Annotated in this window: 19 protein-coding genes; 11 read left to right on the forward strand and 8 right to left on the reverse strand. The window is 66.1% G+C overall.

Translation table 11 applies throughout. The annotated features are described in order from the left end of the window. The first annotated feature begins 258 nt into the window (after nucleotides 1-258). The gene (locus PUN71_RS16895; RefSeq protein ID WP_277799353.1) at nucleotides 259-3,657 is read left to right on the forward strand and encodes a pyruvate carboxylase; all 3,399 of its coding nucleotides are present in this window, start codon (nucleotides 259-261) and stop codon (nucleotides 3,655-3,657) included. A 77-nt stretch (nucleotides 3,658-3,734) separates the two neighbouring features. Here PUN71_RS16895 and PUN71_RS16900 read toward each other — a convergent pair whose 3' ends face one another. After that, nucleotides 3,735-5,543, reverse strand: coding sequence for an AMP-dependent synthetase/ligase (locus tag PUN71_RS16900; RefSeq protein WP_277799354.1), 1,809 nt, complete (start codon nucleotides 5,541-5,543; stop codon nucleotides 3,735-3,737). Between the two features lie 170 nt (nucleotides 5,544-5,713). Here PUN71_RS16900 and PUN71_RS16905 point away from each other — a divergent pair, with 170 nt between their 5' ends. After that, entirely contained in the window at nucleotides 5,714-6,805 is a 1,092-nt protein-coding gene (locus PUN71_RS16905; protein ID WP_277799355.1) for an ROK family glucokinase, read from the forward strand. Nucleotides 6,806-6,827: 22 nt separating this feature from the next. On the opposite strand, the gene PUN71_RS16910 is transcribed toward PUN71_RS16905, so the two are convergent. From PUN71_RS16910 to PUN71_RS16920, 3 genes are read right to left on the reverse strand one after another with little or no spacing between them, the layout of a single operon-like run. Then, nucleotides 6,828-7,400, reverse strand: coding sequence for a hypothetical protein (locus PUN71_RS16910; protein WP_277799356.1), 573 nt, complete (start codon nucleotides 7,398-7,400; stop codon nucleotides 6,828-6,830). Then, the gene (locus PUN71_RS16915; protein WP_277799357.1) at nucleotides 7,387-8,181 is read right to left on the reverse strand and encodes an alpha/beta hydrolase; all 795 of its coding nucleotides are present in this window, start codon (nucleotides 8,179-8,181) and stop codon (nucleotides 7,387-7,389) included. Before PUN71_RS16915 ends, PUN71_RS16910 begins: the two co-directional genes overlap by 14 nt. Then, entirely contained in the window at nucleotides 8,178-8,966 is a 789-nt protein-coding gene (locus PUN71_RS16920; protein WP_277799358.1) for an alpha/beta hydrolase, read from the reverse strand. The genes PUN71_RS16915 and PUN71_RS16920 overlap by 4 nt, the downstream gene beginning before the upstream one ends. A 111-nt stretch (nucleotides 8,967-9,077) precedes the next feature. Here PUN71_RS16920 and PUN71_RS16925 point away from each other — a divergent pair, with 111 nt between their 5' ends. Then, complete coding sequence (locus PUN71_RS16925; RefSeq protein WP_277799359.1) at nucleotides 9,078-9,908, forward strand: lysophospholipid acyltransferase family protein; 831 nt, start codon at nucleotides 9,078-9,080, stop codon at nucleotides 9,906-9,908. A gap of 99 nt (nucleotides 9,909-10,007) precedes the next feature. Then, a complete protein-coding gene (locus PUN71_RS16930; RefSeq protein ID WP_277799360.1) occupies nucleotides 10,008-11,399 on the forward strand; it encodes a class II 3-deoxy-7-phosphoheptulonate synthase in 1,392 nt (463 codons plus the stop codon). 45 nt (nucleotides 11,400-11,444) lie between these two features. Here PUN71_RS16930 and pknB read toward each other — a convergent pair whose 3' ends face one another. Together pknB and PUN71_RS16940 are read right to left on the reverse strand one after the other, a co-directional pair. Beyond that, the gene (pknB, locus tag PUN71_RS16935) at nucleotides 11,445-13,547 is read right to left on the reverse strand and encodes a Stk1 family PASTA domain-containing Ser/Thr kinase (RefSeq protein ID WP_277799361.1); all 2,103 of its coding nucleotides are present in this window, start codon (nucleotides 13,545-13,547) and stop codon (nucleotides 11,445-11,447) included. A gap of 101 nt (nucleotides 13,548-13,648) precedes the next feature. After that, nucleotides 13,649-15,046 carry a LysM peptidoglycan-binding domain-containing protein gene (locus PUN71_RS16940; RefSeq protein ID WP_277799362.1) on the reverse strand — a complete coding sequence of 466 codons (1,398 nt, stop codon included), beginning with the start codon at nucleotides 15,044-15,046 and terminating at the stop codon, nucleotides 13,649-13,651. 249 nt (nucleotides 15,047-15,295) lie between these two features. Here PUN71_RS16940 and PUN71_RS16945 point away from each other — a divergent pair, with 249 nt between their 5' ends. Beyond that, a complete protein-coding gene (locus PUN71_RS16945; RefSeq protein WP_277799363.1) occupies nucleotides 15,296-15,649 on the forward strand; it encodes an Rv2175c family DNA-binding protein in 354 nt (117 codons plus the stop codon). A gap of 11 nt (nucleotides 15,650-15,660) precedes the next feature. Here PUN71_RS16945 and PUN71_RS16950 read toward each other — a convergent pair whose 3' ends face one another. After that, nucleotides 15,661-16,755 (reverse strand): polyprenyl synthetase family protein, encoded by a 1,095-nt coding sequence (locus PUN71_RS16950; protein WP_277799364.1) that lies wholly within the window; start codon nucleotides 16,753-16,755, stop codon nucleotides 15,661-15,663. Then, nucleotides 16,752-17,270, reverse strand: a complete 519-nt coding sequence (locus tag PUN71_RS16955; RefSeq protein ID WP_277799365.1) for a hypothetical protein — start codon at nucleotides 17,268-17,270, stop codon at nucleotides 16,752-16,754. Before PUN71_RS16955 ends, PUN71_RS16950 begins: the two co-directional genes overlap by 4 nt. 175 nt (nucleotides 17,271-17,445) lie before the next feature. Between PUN71_RS16955 and dinB the strand changes: the two genes are divergently transcribed. From dinB to PUN71_RS16985, 6 genes are all read left to right on the forward strand, one after another. Further along, nucleotides 17,446-18,627: a DNA polymerase IV gene (gene dinB, locus PUN71_RS16960; RefSeq protein ID WP_156133881.1), complete on the forward strand. Its 1,182-nt coding sequence runs from the start codon at nucleotides 17,446-17,448 to the stop codon at nucleotides 18,625-18,627. 252 nt (nucleotides 18,628-18,879) lie between these two features. Then, nucleotides 18,880-19,251, forward strand: coding sequence for an SCO2097 family morphological protein (locus PUN71_RS16965; protein WP_043453082.1), 372 nt, complete (start codon nucleotides 18,880-18,882; stop codon nucleotides 19,249-19,251). 349 nt (nucleotides 19,252-19,600) lie between these two features. After that, nucleotides 19,601-20,029, forward strand: a complete 429-nt coding sequence (gene mraZ / locus PUN71_RS16970) for a division/cell wall cluster transcriptional repressor MraZ (protein ID WP_018763545.1) — start codon at nucleotides 19,601-19,603, stop codon at nucleotides 20,027-20,029. 165 nt (nucleotides 20,030-20,194) lie between these two features. Beyond that, on the forward strand, nucleotides 20,195-21,187 hold the full coding sequence (gene rsmH, locus PUN71_RS16975) for a 16S rRNA (cytosine(1402)-N(4))-methyltransferase RsmH (RefSeq protein ID WP_277799366.1): 993 nt from the start codon (nucleotides 20,195-20,197) through the stop codon (nucleotides 21,185-21,187). Next, the gene (gene ftsL / locus PUN71_RS16980) at nucleotides 21,184-21,900 is read left to right on the forward strand and encodes a cell division protein FtsL (protein ID WP_277799367.1); all 717 of its coding nucleotides are present in this window, start codon (nucleotides 21,184-21,186) and stop codon (nucleotides 21,898-21,900) included. The genes rsmH and ftsL overlap by 4 nt, the downstream gene beginning before the upstream one ends. 48 nt (nucleotides 21,901-21,948) lie before the next feature. Continuing rightward, nucleotides 21,949-23,754 carry a peptidoglycan D,D-transpeptidase FtsI family protein gene (locus PUN71_RS16985; protein ID WP_277799368.1) on the forward strand — a complete coding sequence of 602 codons (1,806 nt, stop codon included), beginning with the start codon at nucleotides 21,949-21,951 and terminating at the stop codon, nucleotides 23,752-23,754.

A 23,754-nucleotide genomic window follows, 5' to 3' on the forward strand; every position in this document is an offset into this window, starting at 1 on the left:
TTTGCCACGGCAGAGCCGAAGCCGGACGGTCCTGCCGCCCTACTCATCATATGTTGATGCGTCGGCGAATCCTGCTTTATCGGGCGTCGGCATGGCACCGACTGTGCTGCCGGGGTGGTTTCCGCCAGCAAGGCTGAAAGCGTTCGGGACATGACGGGGAATTCTGTGACCGTGGCCACAAAGATTTGTGTTTGTCCTTGTAGGTCCTAGACACTGTGACCACTCATTCGATCCACCCCGCAATGATGCAGGAGAAGCATGTTTTCCAAAATTCTGGTGGCCAACCGCGGCGAAATCGCGATCAGGGCCTTCCGCGCCGGCTACGAGCTGGGCGCCAAGACCGTTGCCGTTTTTCCCCAAGAGGACCGAAACTCCATCCACCGCCAGAAAGCGGATGAGGCGTACCTGATTGGTGAGGAAGGCCATCCCGTCCGGGCGTACCTGGACGTGGCGGAGGTGGTCCGGGTGGCCAAGGAGTCGGGCGCGGACGCCATTTACCCCGGTTACGGCTTCCTGTCCGAAAACCCGGACCTTGCCCGCGCTGCAACGGAGGCCGGCATCACCTTTGTCGGCCCGCCCGCCGAGGTGCTGGAGCTTGCCGGTAACAAGGTGGCTGCCCTTAAGGCTGCCCGTGAAGCAGGCGTCCCGGTCCTGAAGTCCAGCGAGCCGTCAAAGGACCTGGATGAGCTTTTGGCCGCGGCCGACGAGATCGGCTTCCCGATCTTCGCGAAGGCCGTGGCAGGCGGTGGTGGCCGTGGCATGCGCCGGGTGGACACCCGCGAGGCCCTGCCCGAAGCCCTGAAGTCGGCCATGCGTGAAGCGGATGCCGCGTTCGGCGATCCCACCATGTTCCTGGAGCAGGCGGTCCTGCGCCCCCGGCACATCGAGGTGCAGATCCTCGCGGACGCCGAGGGCAACGTGATGCACCTCTTCGAACGCGACTGCTCGATCCAGCGGCGGCACCAGAAGGTCATCGAGATTGCGCCGGCCCCGAACCTGGACGACAGCATCCGCCAGGCCCTCTACCGGGATGCGGTGAAGTTCGCCAAGGCACTCAAATACGTCAACGCCGGCACCGTGGAATTCCTGGTGGACACCGAAGGCGAGCGGGCCGGCCAGCACGTCTTCATTGAAATGAACCCCCGCATCCAGGTGGAGCACACCGTCACCGAGGAAGTCACGGACGTGGACCTGGTGCAGGCCCAGATGCGGATCGCCTCCGGTGAGACGCTCGCCGACCTTGGACTCTCCCAGGACACGGTCAGGCTTCGCGGCGCCGCCCTGCAGAGCCGCATCACCACCGAGGACCCCGCCAATGGCTTCCGGCCCGACGTCGGAAAAATCACCGGGTACCGCTCGGCAGGCGGCGCAGGCGTACGGCTGGACGGCGGCACGGTGTACTCCGGCGCCGAGATCAGCCCGCACTTCGACTCCATGCTGGTCAAGCTCACCTGCCGCGGCCGGGACTACCCCGCCGCCGTGGCACGTGCCCGCCGCGCCCTCGCCGAGTTCCGCATCCGCGGCGTCTCCACGAACATCCCCTTCCTGCAGGCAGTGCTGGATGACCCGGACTTCATCGCCGGTGACGTCGCCACCAACTTCATCGACCAGCGCCCGGAACTGCTCAAGGCCCGCGTCTCCGCCGACCGCGGCACCAAGCTCCTGACCTGGCTGGCCGATGTCACCGTCAACAAGCCCAACGGCGAACTCACGGTCCACTCGAACCCGGCCCACAAGCTGCCGGACGTCAAGGGCCGGCAGGCGGCACCCGGTTCCCGCCAGAAACTCCTGGAACTGGGGCCGGAAGGCTTCGCCAGGGCACTGCGTGAACAGACCGCCGTTGCTGTCACGGACACCACCTTCCGCGATGCGCACCAGTCCCTGCTGGCCACCCGCGTGCGCACCCGCGACCTCGTGGCCGCCGGACCTGCGGTCACCCACCTGCTGCCGGAACTGCTCTCCGTGGAAGCCTGGGGGGGTGCCACGTACGACGTCGCCCTGCGGTTCCTTGGCGAGGACCCCTGGGACCGCCTGGCCGCCCTCCGCGAGGCTATGCCGAACGTCTGCCTCCAGATGCTGCTCCGAGGCCGCAACACCGTGGGATACACCCCGTACCCGGAGGAAGTCACCGAGGCCTTCGTCAACGAGGCAGCCGCCACCGGCATCGATATCTTCCGGATCTTCGACGCCCTGAACGATGTCAGCCAGATGGCCCCCGCCATCCGCGCGGTCCGGGCCACCGGAACCGCCGTCGCCGAGGTGGCGCTGTGCTACACCGGCGACCTGCTGGACCCGGCCGAGAAGCTCTACACGCTGGACTACTACCTCGAGCTGGCGCAGAAGATCGTCGACGCCGGCGCCCACATCCTGGCCATCAAGGACATGGCCGGCCTGCTGCGGCCGGCCGCTGCCGCGAAGCTGGTCGCTGCCCTCCGGGAGCGCTTCGACCTGCCGGTGCACCTGCACACGCACGACACTGCGGGCGGCCAGCTGGCCACGCTGCTGGCTGCCGTTGACGCCGGTGTGGACGCCGTCGATGTTGCCTCCGCGTCGCTGGCCGGCACCACCAGCCAGCCCTCGGCGTCTGCCCTTGTCGCAGCCCTGGCCCACACCCCCCGGGACACCGGCCTGAGCCTGGACGCCGTCAGTTCCCTCGAGCCGTACTGGGAAGCCGTGCGCCGTGTCTACGCCCCGTTCGAGTCCGGCCTTCCGGGCCCCACCGGCCGGGTCTACAAGCACGAGATTCCCGGCGGCCAGCTCTCCAACCTCCGGCAGCAGGCCATGGCTCTCGGCCTGGGCGAGCGGTTTGAAGCCATCGAGGACATGTACACCGCTGCCGACCGCATCCTTGGCCACCTGGTGAAGGTCACGCCATCCTCCAAGGTGGTGGGTGACCTCGCCCTGCACCTGGTGGGCCTCAACGCCGACCCCGCGGACTTCGAAGCGAACCCGCAGAACTACGACATCCCGGATTCGGTGATCGGCTTCCTGTCCGGCGAGCTCGGCGATCCTCCCGGAGGCTGGCCGGAGCCGTTCCGCACCAAGGCCCTGCAGGGCCGCAGCGTGAAGGTCCGTGACGCTGAACTCAGCGCCGAGGACAGCGCGGCGCTGAAGTCCGACTCGAAGACCCGCCAGCACACGCTCAACCGGCTGCTCTTCGATGGTCCCACCAAGGACTACCTGAAGAGTGTGGAGACGTACGGCAACATCTCGGTCCTCGACACCCGCGACTACCTGTACGGCCTCCAGCGCGGCACCGAGCATGAGATCCAGCTGGAGCGCGGCGTCCGCCTCATCGCTTCCCTGGAAGCCGTCTCGGAGCCGGACGAAAAGGGCATGCGCACGGTCATGTGCACCCTCAACGGCCAGTCCCGGCCGGTGGTGGTGCGTGACCGCTCCGTGGTCAGCAATGTCAAGGCTGCCGAAAAGGCCGATCCCGCCCAGCCCGGCCAGGTGGCGGCACCGTTTGCCGGCGCTGTTACCGTCACGGTCAAACCGGGCGACACCGTCAAGGCAGGCGACACGGTGGCAACGATCGAGGCCATGAAGATGGAAGCATCGATTACGACGCCGGTCGGCGGCAAGGTGTCCCGCCTCGCCATCTCCGCGGTGGAGCAGGTCCAGGGCGGAGACCTGCTGCTGGTCATCGAGCAGTAACAACCCCCACACCAACGAAAAGGCCGCTCCCACGGGGGAGCGGCCTTTTCGTTGTTCCTGGTGGGGGTGGCGGCCGGCTAGGAACGCGGCGCCGCGTACATTTCCTCGATGACGGTTTCGAAGTCCTTCATCACCTGGGCCCGCTTCACTTTCATGGAGGGGGTCAGGTGCCCGGAGGCTTCGGTGAAGTCGGCCGGGACAATGCGGAAGGACTTGATGGCCTCGGCCTGGGAGACCGAGGTGTTGGCGGCGGTAATCAGGTCCTGTACGGCTGCCTTCACCACGGGATTCGCGGCGGCCTGCTCCAGGGTGGTGTCTGCGGGGAGGCCGTGGCGCTGGAGCCAGCCCGGCAGGGCCTCCTGGTCGAGGGTGACCAGGGCGCCAATGAACGGCCGGTTGTCGCCCACCACCAGCACCTGGGACACCAGGGCGTCGGCGCGGATCTGGTCCTCGAGCAGGGCGGGGATAACGTTCTTGCCGCCGGCGGTGACGATGATTTCCTTCTTGCGGCCGGTGATCCAGACGAAGCCTTCATCGTCCAGCCGCCCGATGTCACCGGTGTGGAACCAGCCGTCCGTGAAGGCATCGGCGGTCAAGTCTTCCCGGCGGTAGTAGCCCCGCATGACGCAGACGCCCTTGGCAAGGATCTCGCCGTCGTCGGCAATTTTCACCGCGTTGCCCGGCAGGGGTTTACCGACCGAGCCGATCTTGATCCGCGACGGCGTGTTCACCGTGATGGGGGCCGTGGTTTCGGTGAGGCCGTAGCCTTCCAGCACCTGCAGCCCGATGCCCTGGAAGAAGTGGCCCAGCCGTTCGCCCAGCGGACCGCCGCCGGACACTGCGTGGGCAACGTGGCCGCCCATGGCGGCGCGTAGTTTGCCGTACACCAGCTTGTCGAACAGCGCGTGTTTCACCTTCAGGCCCAACCCAACCCGGCCGTCCTGGCGGGCTTTGGAGAACGCGATGGCGGTTTCGGCTGCCCGGTGGAAGATGGCGCCCTTGCCGCCGTCCTCGGCCTTGGTAAGGGCGGAGTTGTAGACCTTTTCGAAGACCCGGGGCACCGCGAGGATGAAGGTCGGCTCATAGCTTTGCAGATCCGCGAGGAGGTTCTTGATGTCGGGTGTATGCGCCACGGTGGTCCCGGCGGCCATGGCCAGCACCGAGATGAAGCGGGCGAAGACGTGCGCCAGCGGCAGGAACATGATGGTCTTGGCGTTCTCGTGGACGATCTCGCCGATGATGGCCAGGGCGTTGTCCGAAAGTTCCACGAAGTTGCCGTGCGTGAGTTCGCACCCCTTGGGCCGTCCCGTGGTTCCGGAGGTATAGATAATGGTGGCAACATCGCGGAGGCCCGCTGCGGCCCGCCGGGATTCAAGTTCCTCATCGCTGACGCCGCGGCCTGCCTCGCGGAGGCTGTCCAGTCCCTGGCCCTCGAGCTGCCACACGTGCTGCACGGCCGTGAGGCCCTCGGCCGTAACCGCCTGGCGGATGACGTTTTCGTGGTGGGCCGATTCGCTGAACGCAGCCACGGCGCCGGAGTCCCCCAAATTCCAGGCAACCTGGGACGGGGACGAGGTCTCGTAGATGGGAACGGAAACCGCCCCTGCGAACCAGATGGAGAAGTCCACCAGCGCCCACTCGTATCGGGTCCGGGACATGATTCCCACGCGGTCGCCGGCGCCGACTCCACTGGCGATCAGTCCCTTCGCCAGGGCCTGTACGTCAGCCAGGAACTCGGTGGCGCGCACGTCGCGCCATACGCCCGCGGCGTCCAGCCGGGAAAACAGTGCCGGATTGCCGGGCTTGGCCGCCTGCCGCAACACCAGGTCGGTGATGTTGGTTTCCGGTGGGACAACAACCAGGGGCGGAACACTGAATTCGCGCACTATAGCTCCTTTGATATCTGAAGTCCCGCGCAGGGGGTTTGCCTAAAGACTAGTACCCCGGGTGGAACAGTGCAGTACATAAACCTACTGGCGAGTAACTTAGCCGTCAATGCGCCGGGCACGGCGGCGTATGTTAGGACAATCCTGCCCGAGGCCTAGAATGGTGGACTATGTACGGACCGTTGCCCGGCGATCAGGCCGGCCCCCTCAGAAGGCAGGCTCCCTGGCGGCGCCGTCGTCCCGCCACCTACCGTCCGGGGCAGCTGCACGGCGGTGTGGGCGGACATCTTCGCCTCGGCCGCAAGGGACTGGCCATCGGCATCGACATCGGGGGCACCAAAGTTGCCGCCGGCGTTGTGGACGCCGAAGGGCGGATCCTCAGTGAGGCGCGCCGCTCCACACCAGGCACCGATCCGAGGGCCGTGGAACAGGTCATCGTGGAACTGGTGGAGGAGTTGGGCCGCGGCCACCGCATCTGGTCCGTGGGCATCGGCGCGGCTGGCTGGATGGACCTGGCCGGTGGCACCGTCCTTTTCAGTCCGCATCTTGCCTGGCGCAACGAGCCGCTGCGCGGGAACCTCCAGCGGCTCCTCCGCCGTCCGGTACTCCTGACCAACGACGCCGACGCCGCCGCCTGGGCCGAGTGGCGGTTCGGTGCCGGCCGTGGAGAAGACCGGCTGGTCTGCATCACTTTGGGGACCGGCATCGGCGGAGCCATGGTGATGGACGGCAGGGTGGAACGCGGGCGGTTCGGCGTTGCGGGGGAGTTCGGCCACCAGATCATCATGCCGGGCGGCCACCGGTGCGAGTGCGGCAACCGCGGCTGCTGGGAGCAGTATGCGTCCGGGAACGCCCTGGGCAGGGAAGCGCGGCTCCTTGCCAGGTCCAACTCGCCCGTGGCCCAGGACCTGCTGGCAGCCGTGGGCGGACATCCCGAAGCAATCACCGGCGCCATCGTGACGGAACTGGCCCTTGCCGGTGACCCCGCATCACGGGAGCTGATCGAGGAGGTCGGCGAATGGCTCGGCCTCGGGCTCGCCAACCTTGCCGCAGCCCTGGACCCCGGCCTCTTCGTTATCGGCGGCGGACTGTGCTCCGCCGGAGACCTTCTCCTGGAACCTGCCCGCAAAGCCTTTGCGCGGAACCTGACGGGCCGCGGTTTCCGGCCTGCAGCAGGGATAGAACTGGCTGCGCTTGGCCCCAACGCGGGCCTTATTGGGGCCGCGGACCTTTCCCGCGTCAGCAGCCGCGTCCGCCGATGACCACGGCGGTGCGGCCGGGGACCTAGACCCTGGCGCCGTCGTCGTCGCCGTTCTTTTCCTGCGGCAGCTTCATGATCAGGTACACCGTCCCAAGCACGAACACCGCAACGATCCCGACGATGGCCAGCAGGGGTGCCGACCGCCAGAACATCGCGGAAAGCAGCAGCGCCACGGGTCCACCCACAGCCCCGAGCCACGCCAGCATGGTCAGGGGGTCGGTGCCGGCCAGGCTGGGTGGTTCCTCCGGCACGAACTCCCCGTCGTCGTCGTCCACCTCATAGTCCCGGGGACCTTCGGCGGCTCCGTCCATGCGGGGCGCTTCCTGGCTGCCGCCCGCCTCCGCCCGGCGTTCGTCCGCCGATCGTTCCGCCGGCGGTGTACCGGCCAGCCCAAGCGGATCGAAGTCGCGGAAGCTGGGCGGCTCCGGCCTTTCCTCGCCCGGGGCACGCGTTCCCGCCGGCGGCTGCCCTCCGGGTGCGGGGGAATCGGGGCGGATCGCCACCGTGTCGGACTCGAGCCGTGCCACCAGATCCAGCCACACGGCATCATCCTGGTTGGCGCCCTGGTCCGGCTGCCCGGAGTCAGGCCTGTTCACTGGGGACCTCCTCTGCCGGTCCCGCCGCCGCGGCCTGGACGCGCCGGATGAAGTCGACGGACCCCTCGAAGATACGGTCGGCGTCGTTGTCCAGGGTGGCCACGTGGTAGCTGTTATCCAGCCGGATGACCTCCAGCGGGGCATGCGTCAGCCCGCGGCGCAGGACGTCCATGCTGGCATCGGACACCACGTGGTCCACGGCAGAGCGGTAGGCCTGGACGGGCGCGGTGACGCGGGGGAGGAGCCGGACCGTATCCCGGAACATCTTGTGCAGTTCATGGGCCGCGGCCACAGGCGTGCGGGCATACGCACCTTCGTCGACACCTGCCTTGAGGATGTCGTTGCCGATGGACGGGGTGCTTTTCAGCACCAGCTTGAGGATGCCGGCCAGCGACGCCCGCGGATCGTCGATGACCAGGCCCGGGTTCACCAGGACCACTCCGGCCACCGGGCGGGTGGCGGCGATGCGCAGGGCCAGCGCACCGCCCATGCTCAGTCCCGCCGCGAACACGTGGTCGCACTCGGCGTCCAGCTCCAGGAAGGCGTCATCGAGGGCACCATGCCACTGCTGCCAGCGGGTCCTGGCCAGGTCCTGCCACGTTGTCCCATGGCCAGGCAGCAACGGCATCCGGACGGCGAAACCGGCAGCGGCAAGAGCAGCAGCCCACGCCCGCAGTCCATGCGGGCTACCGGTGAAGCCATGGGACAGGACCACCCCGGTGCGCGCGCCTTCGCCGCGAAAGGCGCTGCTGAACGGGCTGTGGTCCGGGCCGGTGGTCATGGCGTCTCCAAGGTACTGGTGCGGCGGGCATGGGTGGCGACGAATTCCGCCGACCTGGCGAACACAGCGGGCGCGTCAACGTCCAGAGTAGCCACATGTCCGCTGCTGGCAAGCTCCACCACGTCAGCGAGGTTCCCGCCCAGCCCTTTCCGCAGCAGGGCCAGGGACGTCGGCGGGACCACGGCGTCCGTGCGCGACTTGAACACCTGGACCGGCGCGTCCACCCTGGGCAGGCTGCGCACCGCGGCAGCGAACAGCTTCTTCAATTCGTGGACTGCAGCCAGCGGAGTCAGGGAGTAGTCGCCGTCGTCGGTCGCCGGCGCCCCGGTCTGGTCCTCCTGGATCGGGACCGTGGTCCGCTGGAAATACTTGAGGAGGCCGATCACCCGCACCCGCCGGTCATAGAAGCTCAGGCCAGGGTTGACCACGCTCACCCCGGCCACGGGATGCCGGGACGCTGCAAGCAGCGCTATGGCACCGCCCATGGACAGGCCGGCCGTGAAGCAGGTTTCCGTCCTGCCGGCCAGCTCAAGGAAAGACTCCTCATAGCTGCGGTACCAGTCCTTCCAGCCGGTCCTGGCCAGCTGCCGCCAGTCTGTGCCATGGCCGGGAAGCAGGGGAACGGAGACGGCGTAGCCGAGGTCGGCAAGATGCTGCGCCCAGGGAAGGATACTGATGGGACTGCCGGTGAATCCGTGGCAAATGGCGATCCCGACGGCGGCATTGGCACCGTGGCCCGGATAGCTGAAAGCGGCTGGACGGGACGGGACACTGCTTTCAGTCATGACTCCATCGTGTCACTGTTCCCGCCAATTCTCACTAGAGTAGGGTTGCATTGAATCGCTGGCCAGGCCCGATGCAGGGCCTGGAGGCTGCCTTCCGGAGAGGTTCACCACGTGTTCTATTGGGTCATGAAAAGGATCTTCCTCGGTCCGGTGATCAAGCTGCTGTTCCGGCCCTGGGTCAAGGGCCTGGACAACATCCCGGCGCAGGGGGCCGCAATCATCGCCTCCAACCACCTGTCGTTTTCCGATTCAATTTTCATGCCGCTCATGGTGCGCCGGCCCGTGGTGTTCCTGGCCAAATCGGAATACTTCACCGGCACGGGCATCAAAGGCAGGCTGACTGCCGCGTTCTTCCGCCTGACCAACCAGCTGCCCATGGACCGGTCCGGCGGCGCTGCCTCTGCCGCCTCCCTGAACGCCGGCATGGAGGTCCTCAACGCCGGCGGCCTCCTGGGCATCTATCCCGAGGGCACGCGAAGCCCTGACGGCCGGCTCTACCGGGGCAAGGTGGGGGTGGCCCGGTTGGCGCTGCAGGCCGGCGTCCCCGTGATTCCGGTTGCCATGATCGGCACTGACAAGGTCCAGCCCATCGGCAAGCGGCTGCCCAACATCCGCAGGATCGGGATGATCTTCGGCGAACCGCTGGACTTCAGTGAGTACCGGGACCAGGCCGACGACAGGACGGTCCAGCGCAAGGTCACCGACGACATCATGGCCCGGCTGATGCGCCTCTCCGGACAGGAATACGTCGACGAATACGCGGCGGTGGTCAAGCTTCGGCTCGCGGGCAAGCCGGAGGAACCGCAGGCCGCCGCTGAACCCCTTGCTGCTCCGGTGGCTGCCCAGGGTGAATTCGTGCAGGGCGGGGCCGCCGCCCCCGGCAGCCCGGCATCCGCCGGCCCCGTTGAAGAGGACGACGCCGGGCGACCGGCCGCGGGGTAGCGGAATCTTACCGGGCCCGGCAGCGCGGTTGTGACGGGCCGGGCGGTCACCGTGACGGCGCGGTGCCCGCCGGCGCTGCCCTGCCGGTAGTCTTGGAGGGTGACTGAGCTATCTGCAAAACCTGCCTTTTCGCCGTCCAGCACCGCCCAGAGCGGAGCGGCCAACTATCCCGGACTGGACAACTGGCGGGACCTTCCCATTTCCCAGCAGCCCAGCTGGCAGGACCCGGAAGTCTTTGAAGCGTCGGTGAAGGAACTGTCGGTCCTTCCACCCCTGGTGTTCGCCGGTGAAGTGGACGTGCTCCGTGAGCGGTTGGCCGCCGCTGCCCAGGGCAAGGCGTTCCTGCTGCAGGGCGGCGACTGCGCGGAAACCTTTGAGGCCGCCACGGCAGACAAGATCAGCGCCCGCGTCAAGACGATCCTCCAGATGGCCGTGGTCCTTACCTACGGCGCCGCCATGCCCGTCATCAAGATGGGCCGGATGGCCGGCCAGTTCGCCAAGCCCCGCTCGTCCAACGACGAAACCCGGAACGGTGTCACCCTGCCGGCCTACCGCGGCGACATCGTCAACGGATACGAGTTCACGCCCGAATCCCGTGGCCACGACGCGTCCCGTATGCTCCGGGCGTACCACACCTCGGCATCCACGCTGAACCTGATCCGCGCCTTCACGCAGGGCGGTTTCGCCGACCTCCGGTCGGTACACCAGTGGAACAAGGGCTTCACTGAGAATCCCGCCCACGCCCGGTACGAATCGCTGGCCCGGGACATCGACCGTGCCATCAAGTTCATGGACTCATGCGGTGCTGACTTCGAAGCCCTCAAGCGGGTGGAGTTCTTTGCCAGCCACGAAGCCCTGCTGCTGGATTACGAACGCGCCCTGACCCGCATCGACTCCCGGACCGGATTCCCCTACGACACCTCCGCCCATTTCCTCTGGATCGGCGAGCGGACCCGGGAACTGGACCACGCCCACGTGGACTTCCTCTCCCGCGTCCGGAACCCTATCGGCGTCAAGCTCGGCCCCTCCACCACCGGGGACGACGCCCTGCGCCTGATCGACAAGCTTGACCCGGAGCGCGAACCCGGCCGCCTTACCTTCATCACGCGCATGGGCGCCGGCAACATCCGTGAAAAGCTGCCCGCCGTCGTCGAAAAAGTCACCGCCTCCGGGGCCCAGGTCCTGTGGGTCACCGATCCGATGCACGGCAACACGGTCACCTCGCCGAACGGGTACAAGACGCGCAATTTCGACGACGTCATTGACGAAGTGCGTGGCTTCTTCGAGGTGCACCACGGCCTGGGCACGATCCCGGGCGGGCTGCACGTGGAAATGACCGGCGACGACGTGGCCGAGTGCCTGGGCGGCGCCGACCCGATCGACCAGGACGCCTTCCTGGACCGCTACGAATCGGTCTGCGATCCCCGCCTGAACCACATGCAATCCCTGGAGATGGCGTTCCTGGTGGCCGGAGCCCTCGCCAAGCACTAGGAGAATCATGGATGAAGGCGGGCCGGTGCTGCCTGCCCGCCTTCGCTACACAACGGTGATCGTGATGACAGATCCCTCCGGGACCTCCCGGTTCACCGGCGATTGATCCCGCACGGTCCCGAAGAAGCCGCCCAGGATGTTGTTGACGCGGACCTCGAACCCCAGTGCTTCCAGTGCCTTGCGTGCATCTGACGCCTGCTTGCCGATATAGCTGGGGACCTGGACCATTTTGGGCCCCTTGGAGACCGTCAGGGTGACGGTCCCTCCCCGGGTCAGCGTCCCGTTAGCAGGGGACTGGCTGACGACGGCGCCCTTGGGCACGTTCCTGTCGAACACTTCGTCCGGGGCCACCGCAGCGGTAAGGCCTGCTGCCTTGACCGCGGCCACCGCATCATCCTTGGCTTTGCCCACGACCACGGGAACAGGAATCGGCTGCGGCCCCTTGGAAACCGCAATCTGGACGGGCGTACCATGGCGGGAGGGCGTGCCGGCGGCGGGATCCTGCGACAGCACGGTCCCTGCCGCTGCCTGGTCATCGAACTGCTCGGTGACGGTCCCCAGCGCCATGCCGGCCGCATTGAGGGCGTTCTTCGCATCCGTCAGCGTCCCGCCCGCGAGTTTCGGCAGGGGGAACAGCTGGGGGCCTTTCGACACCAGAAGGGAGACCGGCTGGAACTTCCGGATTTCCGTCCCGGCGGCAGGGTCGGTGCCCACGACCAGTCCGCTGGGCACCTGGTCGTCGAAGACATCACTGGTGGTGGACCGGAAGCCAACTCCGCCCAGCAGCTGCTGGGCCTGGGCCACCGTCTTGTTGCTGACGGCTGGAACGGCAGCGGCGGCGCCGGGGCCCATGCCGAAAAACCATCCAGCCCCCGTGGCCAGCAGGGCAGCGATGATGAGGACCACGATCCACAGAACGCCACGACGGCGGGCGTTTCCCTCTCGCAGCGTCCTTACCGGGGTGGCGGCTGCGAGGGCGAGGCGCTTCCCGTTCTCCTTGTCGGCCCTGCGCTGGGCCCGCTTGCCCAGCCGCGGAGGCGGGGGAGACCAGCCGCTGTCCGTGTCGTCGTCGTCCGGCAGTGCAAGTCCAGGGTGCGCGGGGTGAGCCGTATGCGTCAGGGCATCTGATGCCTGGCCTTGTGCGTCGTGGTCTTGCCCGTGCTGCTGCCGGCCCGGCGGGTACGCGGGCGCGGCCGGCCTGGCGCCGGCCATCAGGGTGGTCGGATGGCTGGACCGCGCCAGGACTTCGGTCTGGTGCTGGGAGCCGGCGGCCGCAGCTGCGGGCGGCTGCAGGTCCAGTTCCGCGTCGGTAAGGTGGGTCCGGATGTGGCGCAGTTCCTGAAGGAGCGCGCTGGCATCCACCGGCCGGTTCTCCGGATCATTGGCCGTGCACCACTGCACCAGTTCGTCCACTTCCCCGGCCAGTCCGGGCACCAGGTCTGAGGGCGGCCCCACGGTGCCATTGACATGCTGGTACGCCACCTGGATGGGGACCTCGCCCTCAAACGGCTGCCGGCCGGTCAGCATCTCGTACAGCATGATGCCCACAGAGTAGACGTCACTGCGTGCGTCCGCTGGCTTGCCCAGCACAAGCTCCGGCGAGATATAGGCCACCGTGCCAATCAGGGCGCCGGTGCTGGTTGAGCTGGTGACGGCGCGGGCCAGCCCGAAATCGCCGATCTTGATCCTGCCGTCGTCGGCGATCAGGACGTTCTCGGGCTTCACATCGCGATGGATGAAACCGGCAGCGTGGGCGGCGGCAAGCCCCTCCACCACGGGATCGATCAATGCCAGGGCCAGCCGCGGTGGCAGGGCACCCCTGTCCTTGAGGACATCCCTGAGCGTGTGTCCCTTGATGTACTCCATCACCAGGTAGGCAGTGTTGCCGTCATTGCCCTGGTCCAGGACACCCACCACGTGCGGATGGGACAGCCGGGCAGCAGCCTTGGCTTCGCGGCCCAGCCGTCCGAGGAAATTTTCGTCAGCCGCGAGGTGCGGATGCAGCACTTTCAGCGCCACCTCGCGGTCCAGCCTCTGGTCCACCGCCAGGTAGACGGTGGACATGCCGCCACGGGCAAGCCTGGAGGTGACGGCATAGCGGTTGTCCACCAGCGTCCCTGCTACGGGGTCTGACACGTGTTCCTGCACCTTATGATCCTAGTCCCGCAGCAAAACGCGCCTGAAATGGAAACGGGCCCGAACCGGTAACGGTTCGGACCCGCCCTCGTGCACAGCCCGGGGCCGGTGCCTTAGCTGAAGTTCTTCTGGTGTGCCTTGATGGCCGCCACGTACGCCTTGGTGTCGTCGTACATGCCGTACTTGCTCACCGAATACTGGCCCTGGTAGTAGCCGGCGATGGCGGTGTCCTGGTCCTTGCTGGTAGCCAGGAGCTGGCGGATGATGGCCACCCCTGCCGCGGCGTTGTCATATGGGTCCAGGAGGTTCAGCTTCCGGCCCACGAGGTCGGACGCCCACTGACCGGAGCTGGGGATGACCTGCATGGTCCCGATCGCGTTGGCAGGGGAAACAGAGCGCTGGTTGAAGCCGGATTCCTGGAACGCGAAGGCCAGGGCCAGCGAGGTGTCCACACCCATGCGGCGTGCCGTGTCCGCGACGATGTTCTTCATTTCCTCGCGCGAAGGGACTGGAGACGCGTTGAGCAGGGCCTTGTTTTCGTTGGCGGAGCTCACCACGGCAGCGGGGTAGCTGAAGCCGAGGAACGAACTGGGCACCAGTGGAGCGGGCGCCGGCTGCGGTGCTGCAGCGGGCTGCGGATCAGGCTGGCCGGAACCGCCGGGAATCACGAGTTTGCTGCCCGGGTAGATGATCGAGTTCATGCCCAGTTTGTTGGCCGAAAGCAGGTCCGACAGCTTGACGCCATGGCGGGAAGCGATGGCGGACAGCGTGTCGCCGGCCTTGATGGTGTAGGAGCCGCTGGCCGGGGCCGACGTGGTTGCCAGGACGGGAGCCGGTGCCGCCGGTGCCGGCGCCGGGGCCGCCGGTGCAGGTGCGGCGTCCCCGGCGCCCACCTTGATCTTCTGTCCCGGGTAAATGATGGAGCGCATGGAGAGGTTGTTCCAGCTGAACACGTCGGAGAGGGCAACGTTGTGCTTTGCCGCGATGGCCCCGAGCGTATCGCCGGCCTTCACGGTGTAGGTTGCGCCGCCAGAGGGAGCAGGTGCCGCCGGCGCAGCAGCTGCGGGGGCAGGTGCCGCCGGCGCCGGCGCGGGCGAACCGGACAGCTTGAGCTTCTGCCCCGGGTAAATGATGGTGTTGGCCTGCAGGTTGTTCAGTTTGAGGATTTCACCCGTGTCCAGTCCGAACCGGCCTGCGATCGCGCTGACGGTATCGCCCCGGACAATCGTGTACTCGGCCGGGGCCGCGGGCTGCGCAGGCTGGAACGCCGCCGGAATGGTGGTGGAGACAACGGCGGCGGGGATGACCGTCCCGGCTGCCTTCGCAGCAGCCTGTGCCTTCATCGCTGCCGCCAGGCTGCTGGGAATGGTCCGCGCCGGCTGCTGGGCGGCCGCGGCGGGCTGGGCCAGGGCCAGGGATGACATTACGACCGCTGGCAGTGCCGCAGTGGTGGCGGCGATCATCGGCAGGCTCGGCTTGGGGGGCTGCTTAGGCGAGCGGGACATCGTCATCGGAAAGAATCCTCTTCTCAACTGCGGGTGCGGACGCGGACTGGGATGCCGCTATCAATCTTGATACTACTGTGACTCAAGTTATTAGTGATACAACTGTGATGCATGTGAATCTCTCATGAATTCGCGAATAGCACAAGAATTTTGGGATTTGCGGGATTGGGCTCTTTTTCGGAGTGTCCGCAGGCCAAGGGCAGAATCAATTGGCCCGACTAGGCGCCGGGGCAGCCAGCGTGGCAACCTTGATCCGTGAGTAATGTAGAAAACCTGGTGGGCGAATGGTTGCCGCTGCCCGACGTCGCCCGTTTATTGGATGTTTCCGTAACTAAGGTCCATAGCCTGATTGATGAACACGCGCTGGCTGCGGTGCGCGTCGGGGAACGGAAGATCCGGTCTGTCCCGGCGGACTTCATCCAGGACGGCCAGGTGGTGGACAGCCTCAAGGGAACCATCGTGGTGCTGGCGGATGCCGGTTATTCGGACGAGGACCTCATCGGGTGGCTCTTTACGGCTGATGAGTCGCTGCGCGGACGTCCCATTGACGCGCTGCGCGAAGGCCGCAAAACGGAAATCAGGCGCAGGGCGCAAACGCTCGCCTGGTAATTGCTTCCTGTTTAAGAGGCGCGGCTGACGGCGGCCTCCGCCAGTTTCCGCAGCGCTGTCTTGGACAGGTCCTCCAACTCAAGGCCGTCCAGGGCGGCGAATGCCGCCGCGCTGAATTCGCTGATCAAAACTTCCGTCGCCTGCAGGGCCCCCGAATCCTCGATGATCGCCCGAATATCCGTGATGTCAGCCTCCGACAGGTCGGGGCTGCCGAGGCTGGCATCAATGAATGCAGATTCTTCCGGTGATGCCTGGTCCAGGGCGAGGGCTATCAGGACGGTACGCTTTCCTTCGCGCAGGTCGTCTCCTGCCGGCTTGCCGGTGGTGAGGGGATCGCCGAACACCCCCAGGACATCGTCGCGGAGCTGGAAGGCCTCGCCCAGCGGGAGGGCAAAGGCGGAATAGCCGCGGAGCAACTCATCGGACGCCCCCGCCAAGGCGCCGCCCAGGGCCAGCGGATGCTCCGTGGAGTATTTGGCGCTCTTGAACCGGATGATGGATTGCGCCCTGCCAACTGCACCGGCCCTGTCCCGGACCGGGCCGGCCACTTCCTCCAGGATGTCCAGGTACTGGCCCGCCATCACCTCTGCGCGCATCAAGTTGAATATCAGCCGGGCGGTGCTGCCGGACGCGGCCCGTTCGCCGATATCGGTAAACGCCTCCTCGCTGAAGGAGAGGCACAGGTCGCCGGCGAGGATCGCTGCGGCCTGGCCAAACCGTTCACTGTCCAGGGCCCATCCCTGGGCGGTGTGCAGTTGGCTGAAGCGGCGGTGGACGCTGGGGCCGCCACGCCGGGTGTCCGAGCGGTCAATGATGTCGTCGTGGATCAGGGCGGCAGCCTGGAACAGCTCAAGCGCGGCGCCGGCCGTGACCACCTGGCCGGCTCCCGCCTCGCCGCCGGCACCCCGCCAGCCCCAGTAGCACATCAGGGCACGGAGGCGCTTGCCGCCGGTGACCAGGTTGGAGATGGAACCCATGATGGGTTCGATGTCCGGTGAGATGCCGGCCATCACTGCCTGCCGGGCCGACAGGAACGCGGTCAGCTCTCCGGCCACACCTGCGACAAAATCAGCCTGTTCATTCCTCAGCTGCTCGGCGACCGTCACTTGGCTGACTCAGCTGCAACGTTGGCACCGATCGTGAAGGTGGAAACACCCGCTGCTTCGACCACGGAGAGATTGACGGTCTCATTGTCGCCGCGCACAAAGTCCTTCGAGGCCACTCCGCCAACGCTGTCACCGGGCACTGCCTTGAAGCCTTGCCCTTCCAAGGCCTTCGTGTAGAAATCGATGACGGCGGCCGGAGCCGCCTTGGCTGTCCCCACAAGCGCGGCGGTCGCAGGTGCGGAGGCCTTGTCAAAGCTGCTGGAGACAACGGTTGCCCCGGGCATCAGTGGGAGGAGCTGCTGCGGGAAGCCCGCCACCAGGGCACCTACGGTCGCGGATGTATTGGGCGACGGCGACGGGCTGGGTGCGGCGGTAAGCGCAGGTTGTGAGGCAGCAACGGAAGCGGACTCTGACGGCTGTCCGGACGCCGTCTGGCTGCACGCGGCCAGCGACAGCGCGGCAACGGCGGCAAGCGCGGCCAGGCCGGCGGACTTCAAGTTTCCAATAGCCGTCACAGAGACTTTCCTCCTGGAGTTGTTGGCGGAACCAGCCTCCAGTTTAGCCAGCCTCCGTATGTGGCCCGGACAAGCTGTCCACGCCCGGCAAGCCGATAGGATTGCAGGCGTGGGGCCCGCAGGAACACATCAGCCATCCGCCGCGCGCCTTCCCGGCGGCCGGCGGACGTGCATCATGCACGTGGACATGGACGCGTTCTTTGTCTCGGTGGAGCTCCGTACCCGCCCCGAGCTGCGCGGTAAGCCCGTGATTGTCGGCTTCCCGGGGGAGCGGTCAGTTGTCCTCTCGGGATCTTACGAGGCCCGGGCATTCGGCGTTAAGTCAGCCATGCCCATGGCCGTAGCCATGCGAATGTGTCCGCAGGCGGTGATTATCGAACCGCGGCACAAGCTGTATTACGAGGTGTCGGGGCAGCTGATGGCCATTTTCGAATCGATCACCGGCCTCGTGGAGCCGCTCAGCGTCGACGAGGCCTTCCTGGACGTCACCGGGGCGCTGCGGCGGCTTGGTCCGCCCAGGGGAATCGGTGAATTGATCCGTCGCCGGGTGGCAGCGGAACTCGGCATCACTGCTTCCGTCGGCATCGCCGAAACCAAGTTCGTTGCCAAGATCGCTTCCACCCGGTGCAAGCCCGACGGGCTCCTGCTGATCACCCCGGACGAAACCGTGCCGTATCTTCACAGCCTCCCCGTAGGTGCGCTGTGGGGTGTTGGTGCCAAGACCGGGGAAGTTTTGGCCAAGATGGGCATCAGGACAGTGGCGGACGTCGCCGCCACTCCCGTGTCCGCACTCAAGAAGGTCCTCGGTGCCACGGGGGAGCATGTTCACCGGCTGGCCTGGGGCATCGATCCCCGTCCCGTCACTCCAGTCCGGCTGGAGAAAAGCATCGGGGCGGAGGAGACGTTCGCCACGGACACAGCCGACGAGGACCTCCTTCGCCGGGAACTGCTGCGGCTTTCGCACCGGACCGCCGGCCGCCTGCGGAGTTCCGGAATGGTGGCCCGGACGGTGGCACTGAAACTGCGCTTCGCCGACTTCTCCACTGTCACTCGCAGCAGGACCGTCCAGACCCCGGTGGACAGTGCCCAGCTGATCTACGCCGTGGCAGTGCAGCTCCTCGAGTCCCTGGGGACAAGGACCATGGCCGTGCGCCTGGTGGGCGTGCGGGCCGAGCAGCTCGAGGAGGCGGCCCGGACGTCCCTGCAGCTGAGCATCGACCGCAGGGATGAGAACTGGCGGGCGGCCGAGCAGGCCCTGGATGAAGTGGCCCGCAAGTTCGGCAACAAGTCCGTCCTGCCGGCCCGCCTGATGGAGCCCGAAAACCGGCCCGGCGACGGGGCAGGGCGCCCTTCCTGACGGGGCCGCCGAAGTCATTGCCGTCTTTCAGATCAGCCCTCAACAATCTATCCTTAGAGATACATAGTTTTTGAGTGAATGGACTTACTGCCGGACCCTCTTGGACATGCTCCCGCTCCCGCGGACGCGTGCTGGGTTTCCGTTTTTGCCATCGACGGCGGAGCGGGAACTTTCCAGCAACAGCAGGCGTTTTACGGAGCAGTAGTAGTGGCTGGGATCAGCCCGGACGTTGGCCTACAAAAGGAGGTCGTGATGCCGCTGTCGGAGCACGAACAGAAGTTGCTTGAGCAGCTTGAAAAGCAGCTTCACGAGGACGACCCGAAGTTCGCGAACTCAATGGGTTCGGACCCCGGTCGTTCATGGTCCACAAGGCATGTGGTTATTGGGGTCCTGTGTGCACTCGCCGGCGTCTTCCTGCTGCTGGTCGGGGTCACCCTCCAAAACATCTTTGTTGGCGTGTTGGGCTTCGTGGTGATGGGCGGCGGAGTGTACTTCGCCACCATGCGAAGTTCCCGCGGAAAGACAGGAGTCAAGGCGGCCGGCGGAAAGCCGGGTAAGCCGCGCAGTTCGTTCATGAGCAGTCTCGAAGAGCGCTGGGACGAACGCCGCAGAGGCGAGCCCTAGCCACTTCCCCTTCGGCACCTGCCTCCTCCACTCCACTCCCCGTGGGCAGGGGACGTGACGAAAAGACCCGCTTCGGCGGGTCTTTTCGCGTTTAAGGGCCTCCGTCGGCGCGCCTGCCAATTCCTTCGGCTGCCGCCAGGGCCGATAGGGGCTGCGCAGGCGAAAAGTCCTCCACTTCCCACCACGGCCGCAAAAGGGCGCCATTTCACGGAAGTTTTCCCACAACAACCCTGCCCACAGGGCCGTTTTGCGTTGACTGTGGTGGAAAGTGGAGTAATGTGGAGGGCATAAGAGGGTGGTTGCAACATAGGGGATGTGCAGTTCCTGACGGCGGACAGGCGGTGGGCCAGTGTTTCTGGGCACTCACTCGCCGCGTCTGGATGAAAAGGGACGGATCATTCTCCCCGCTAAGTTCCGGGAGGAGCTTGCCAGCGGTCTGGTGCTCACAAGGGGCCAGGAACGTTGCATCTACGTCTTCAGCGAGAAGGAATTTGCACGGGTCCACGAGCAGATGCGGGAGGCACCAATCTCCTCCAAGCAGGCGCGTGACTATATCCGCGTATTTCTCTCTGGAGCCTCGGACGAGGTACCTGACAAGCAGGGGCGCGTGACCATTCCACCGGCGCTCCGGGAGTACGCAGGACTCGGAAGGGAACTTGCCGTTATCGGCGCCGGTACCCGCGCCGAGATCTGGGACGCCCAGGCTTGGAATGAATACCTTGCGGAGAAGGAAACAGCCTTTTCCGAAACTGACGATCCCATTCCGGGAATTCTCTGAATTCCAGGAGCGGGGCAGCAGGGTTTCCTGGATGAGATCTCCAGCCGGCCCACCGGCTGCCAACCTGGCTCACCTTCCCCGGAGCCAGGCGGGCGGAACGGTAGGCGCGGATGGGGATCTGGTCCCGGAAACAGCAGGTGACAACGACGGCGGGAAAGGACAGGCATGACCGACCAGCCCAAACCCACGTCCGAACGCCATGTGCCGGTCCTTCGCGACCGGTGCATCAATTTGTTGGCCCCTGGATTTGAAGCCGCGAGGCTCCGCGGCGAAACCCCCGTGGCAGTGGACACCACGCTGGGCATGGGCGGCCACTCCGAGGCAATGCTGCAGCGGTTTCCCGACCTGCACCTCATCGGCATCGACCGTGACGAGGAAGCGCTGGCCCTCGCCGGCGAGCGGCTTTCCCCCTTTGCTGCCCGCACTGACCTGGTGCATGCCGTCTACGACGAGATCCAGGACGTCCTGGCAGATCTCGGCGTTAACGAAGTGCACGGGATCCTGATGGACCTCGGCGTTTCTTCCCTCCAGCTGGACGAACGTGGGCGCGGTTTTGCCTATTCTTTCGACGCGCCCCTCGATATGCGGATGGACACGAGCCGCGGACAGACTGCCGCAGATGTTGTTAACACCTACAGCGAAGAGGACCTGGTCCGGATCATCCGCAAATGGGGCGAGGAAAAGTTCGCGGGGCGCATCGCGAACCGAATCGTCGCAGCACGTGCCGTCAAAAAGTTCACCACGACTGGCGAACTGGTGGAGCAGATCCGTTCCGTGGTCCCTGCCTCCGCTGCCAAGTCCGGCGGCCATCCCGCCAAGCGGACCTTCCAGGCACTGAGGATCGAAGTCAACGAAGAACTCGACGTCCTGGAGCGCGCCGTTCCAGCGGCCGTGGACTCCCTGGCCCTCGGCGGGCGCATCGTCGTCATGTCCTACCACTCCCTGGAAGACAAGATCGTCAAAAGCGTCTTCCAGGCGCGCTCCAGGTCTTCCGCTCCGCTCGGCTTCCCGGTTGAGCTGGAAGAACATAAGCCTGAACTCAAGACCCTGACCAAAGGCACCGAGGTGCCAACCGCCGCCGAAATCGCCGAAAATCCGCGCGCTGCCTCCGCCAGGCTCCGCGCGGCAGAACGAATCAGAGCCAGGAGAGCTGCATGAGCACCGCCGCCGTCAAGAACTTTCCCGTCGTGCCCGGCAGTTCGGCGGCCGACAGCAGGCCCGCAGGCGAGCCCGGTGGGGGACGGAAGGAACGTACGCCGCTCTCCGTGGTCCGCACTGCGCCGCGCAAGCGCCGTGCCCCCTTCGTGGTGCTGTGCTTCGCCATGCTCGCCGTGGCGCTGATCGCTGTCCTGGTGCTGAATATCTCCGTATCCACAGCGCAGTACCAGTTAGTGGAACTGCGTGCCAAGCAGAGTTCCCTGACCAAGGCGAACCAGGACCTCACCCAGCAGGTGCAGAACTTCGAGGCTCCGCAGAACCTGGCGGCCAAGGCCACGGAGCTTGGAATGGTGGCCTCCACCGTCAAGGGCCAGATCGACCTCTCTACGCTTTCGGTCACCGGAAAGGCCACCCCTGCCGTCAAGGGGGCCTCGACGGGAGCCGTGATCCCTTCACCCGCCGTGGCCGGACAGCTTATTGTGCCGCCGGCGGCCAAGGATGCGGGTGCGGACAAGTCGGCCACGGCCGCGGACAGGTCGGCCACGGCTGGCGACGCCGGCAAGGCGGCGGCAGACGCCGCCTCCGCCAAAGCGGCCAACGATGCGGCGAAGGCTGCCGCCGACAAGGCGGCTGCCGCGGCCGCAGCCGTACCGGCGCCCGAACTTCACGGTGGATCCATTCCGGCACCGCAGCAGAAGGTCCCCGGACAGTAGGCCGTCAGGCAGGACAGGCAGCAGCGTCGAGCAGCAAGGAATATCACGGTGGCGGAGACGACCGGCAAGGCAGGAAAAAGCAAGGCACCCAACGCCACGAAGCGCTTGCGTTTGGGGCTGGGCATCATGCTCACGCTCCTGCTGGTGGTGGGCGGGAAGCTCTTCCTGGTCCAGGGGCTGGACGTCGGAGGGATGGCTGAAGCGGCTTTGAACAGCCGGATGACGTCGGCGATTCTTCCCGCTGAGCGGGGCAGCATCCTGGACTCGCGCGGCACCGTGCTGGCCAACAGTGTCATCCGCTACAACATCGTGGTTGACCAGCGCGTTAACACGAAGACGGACTCCTACAAACGGCTGGAGCCCCAGGCCGATGGCCACGACAAGCTGGTGGACGTCAGCCGCGACCAGGCCATCTCGGAGCTCGCTTCGGCGCTTGGCATGGACACCAACGCCGTACGGGAGGCCGTTACGGGTGAGAAGCCGTACTACATTGTGGCCAAGGAAGTGAAGCCCGATGTGGAGGACCGCATTTCCAAGCTGCAGGTGCCTGGCATTGTTGCGGAGGGTGTCAGCAAGCGCGTCTACCCGAACGGCGCCGTGGCCGGGGGCGTGGTGGGGTTCCTCCAGGACGGCACGACGGGGCAAGCCGGCATCGAGCAGACCCAGGATGACCAGCTCAAGGGCAAGGACGGCAAGCGCCTGTTCGAAATCGGCGCCGACGGACTCCGCATTCCCGTTGGCCTTGACGAGCTGACGCCGCCGCAAAACGGCAAGAACGTCAAACTCACGCTGAACTCGGACCTGCAGTACTTTGCGCAGCAGGCCATCCAAAGCCAGGCGGACAAGCTCAGCGCCGAATGGGGCGTCATCATCGTGATGGACGCCAAGACCGGGAACCTGCTCGCGCTGGCGGACACCAACGCCCCGGACCCGAACAATCCAGGGCTGGTGGCCGCAAAGGACCGCGGCGTGCGCTCGGTGACCGCCGCCTACGAGCCGGGTTCGGTGGAAAAAATGATGACCGCTGCCGCCGTTATCGACGAAGGGCTCGCCAGCCCCCTGGACCACTTCACCATTCCACCCACGTACACCGTGGATGGCCAAACGTTCAGCGACGCCTTCACCCACGGAACCGAGGAACGGACACTGGCCGGCATCATCGGCTATTCCATGAACACGGGAACGGTCATGGCCGGCCAGCGGCTCAGCAAGGAACAGCGCTACGACTGGCTGAAGAAGTTCGGCATCGGCGAGGCACCCGACATCGGGCTTCCGGCGACCGCATCCGGCATCCTTACCCCGCCGGACCAGTGGGACGGACGCCAGCAATACACCGTCCTGTTCGGGCAGGGCGTTTCCCAGTCCACGCTCCAGACGGTGCGGGCGTACCAGAGCATTGCCAACAACGGCGTCATGCTGCAGCCAAGGCTCATCGATTCGTACATCTCACCGGACGGCACAGAGGAGAAGGTCCCGGCCCAGCCCTCACGGCAGGTTGTCTCCGGGAACACCGCCCAGCAGGTCCAGGACATCCTGGAGAGCGCCGTGACCGAGGGTGAAATCAAGGACGCGGGCATCGATGGCTACCGGGTGGGGGCCAAGACGGGAACATCCGAGTCACCATGCGACGACGGCAAGAGCGGCTACTGCGGCTACACGGCCTCCATCGTTGGAATGGCGCCGATGGATGATCCGCGGTTTATTGTTGAGGTGGTGCTTCAGCGGCCCAAGGGCAGCATCTACGGCATCACCAACGGTCCGGTGTTCCGGTCCGTCATGAGCCAGACGCTTCGGACCTACAACGTCCAGCCGTCAACCGGCGAGCCGGCCCGAATGCCGCAGTACGCCAAGTAG

It is taken from the genome of Arthrobacter sp. NQ7, assembly GCF_029581595.2.
GTDB lineage: Bacteria > Actinomycetota > Actinomycetes > Actinomycetales > Micrococcaceae > Arthrobacter > Arthrobacter phenanthrenivorans_B.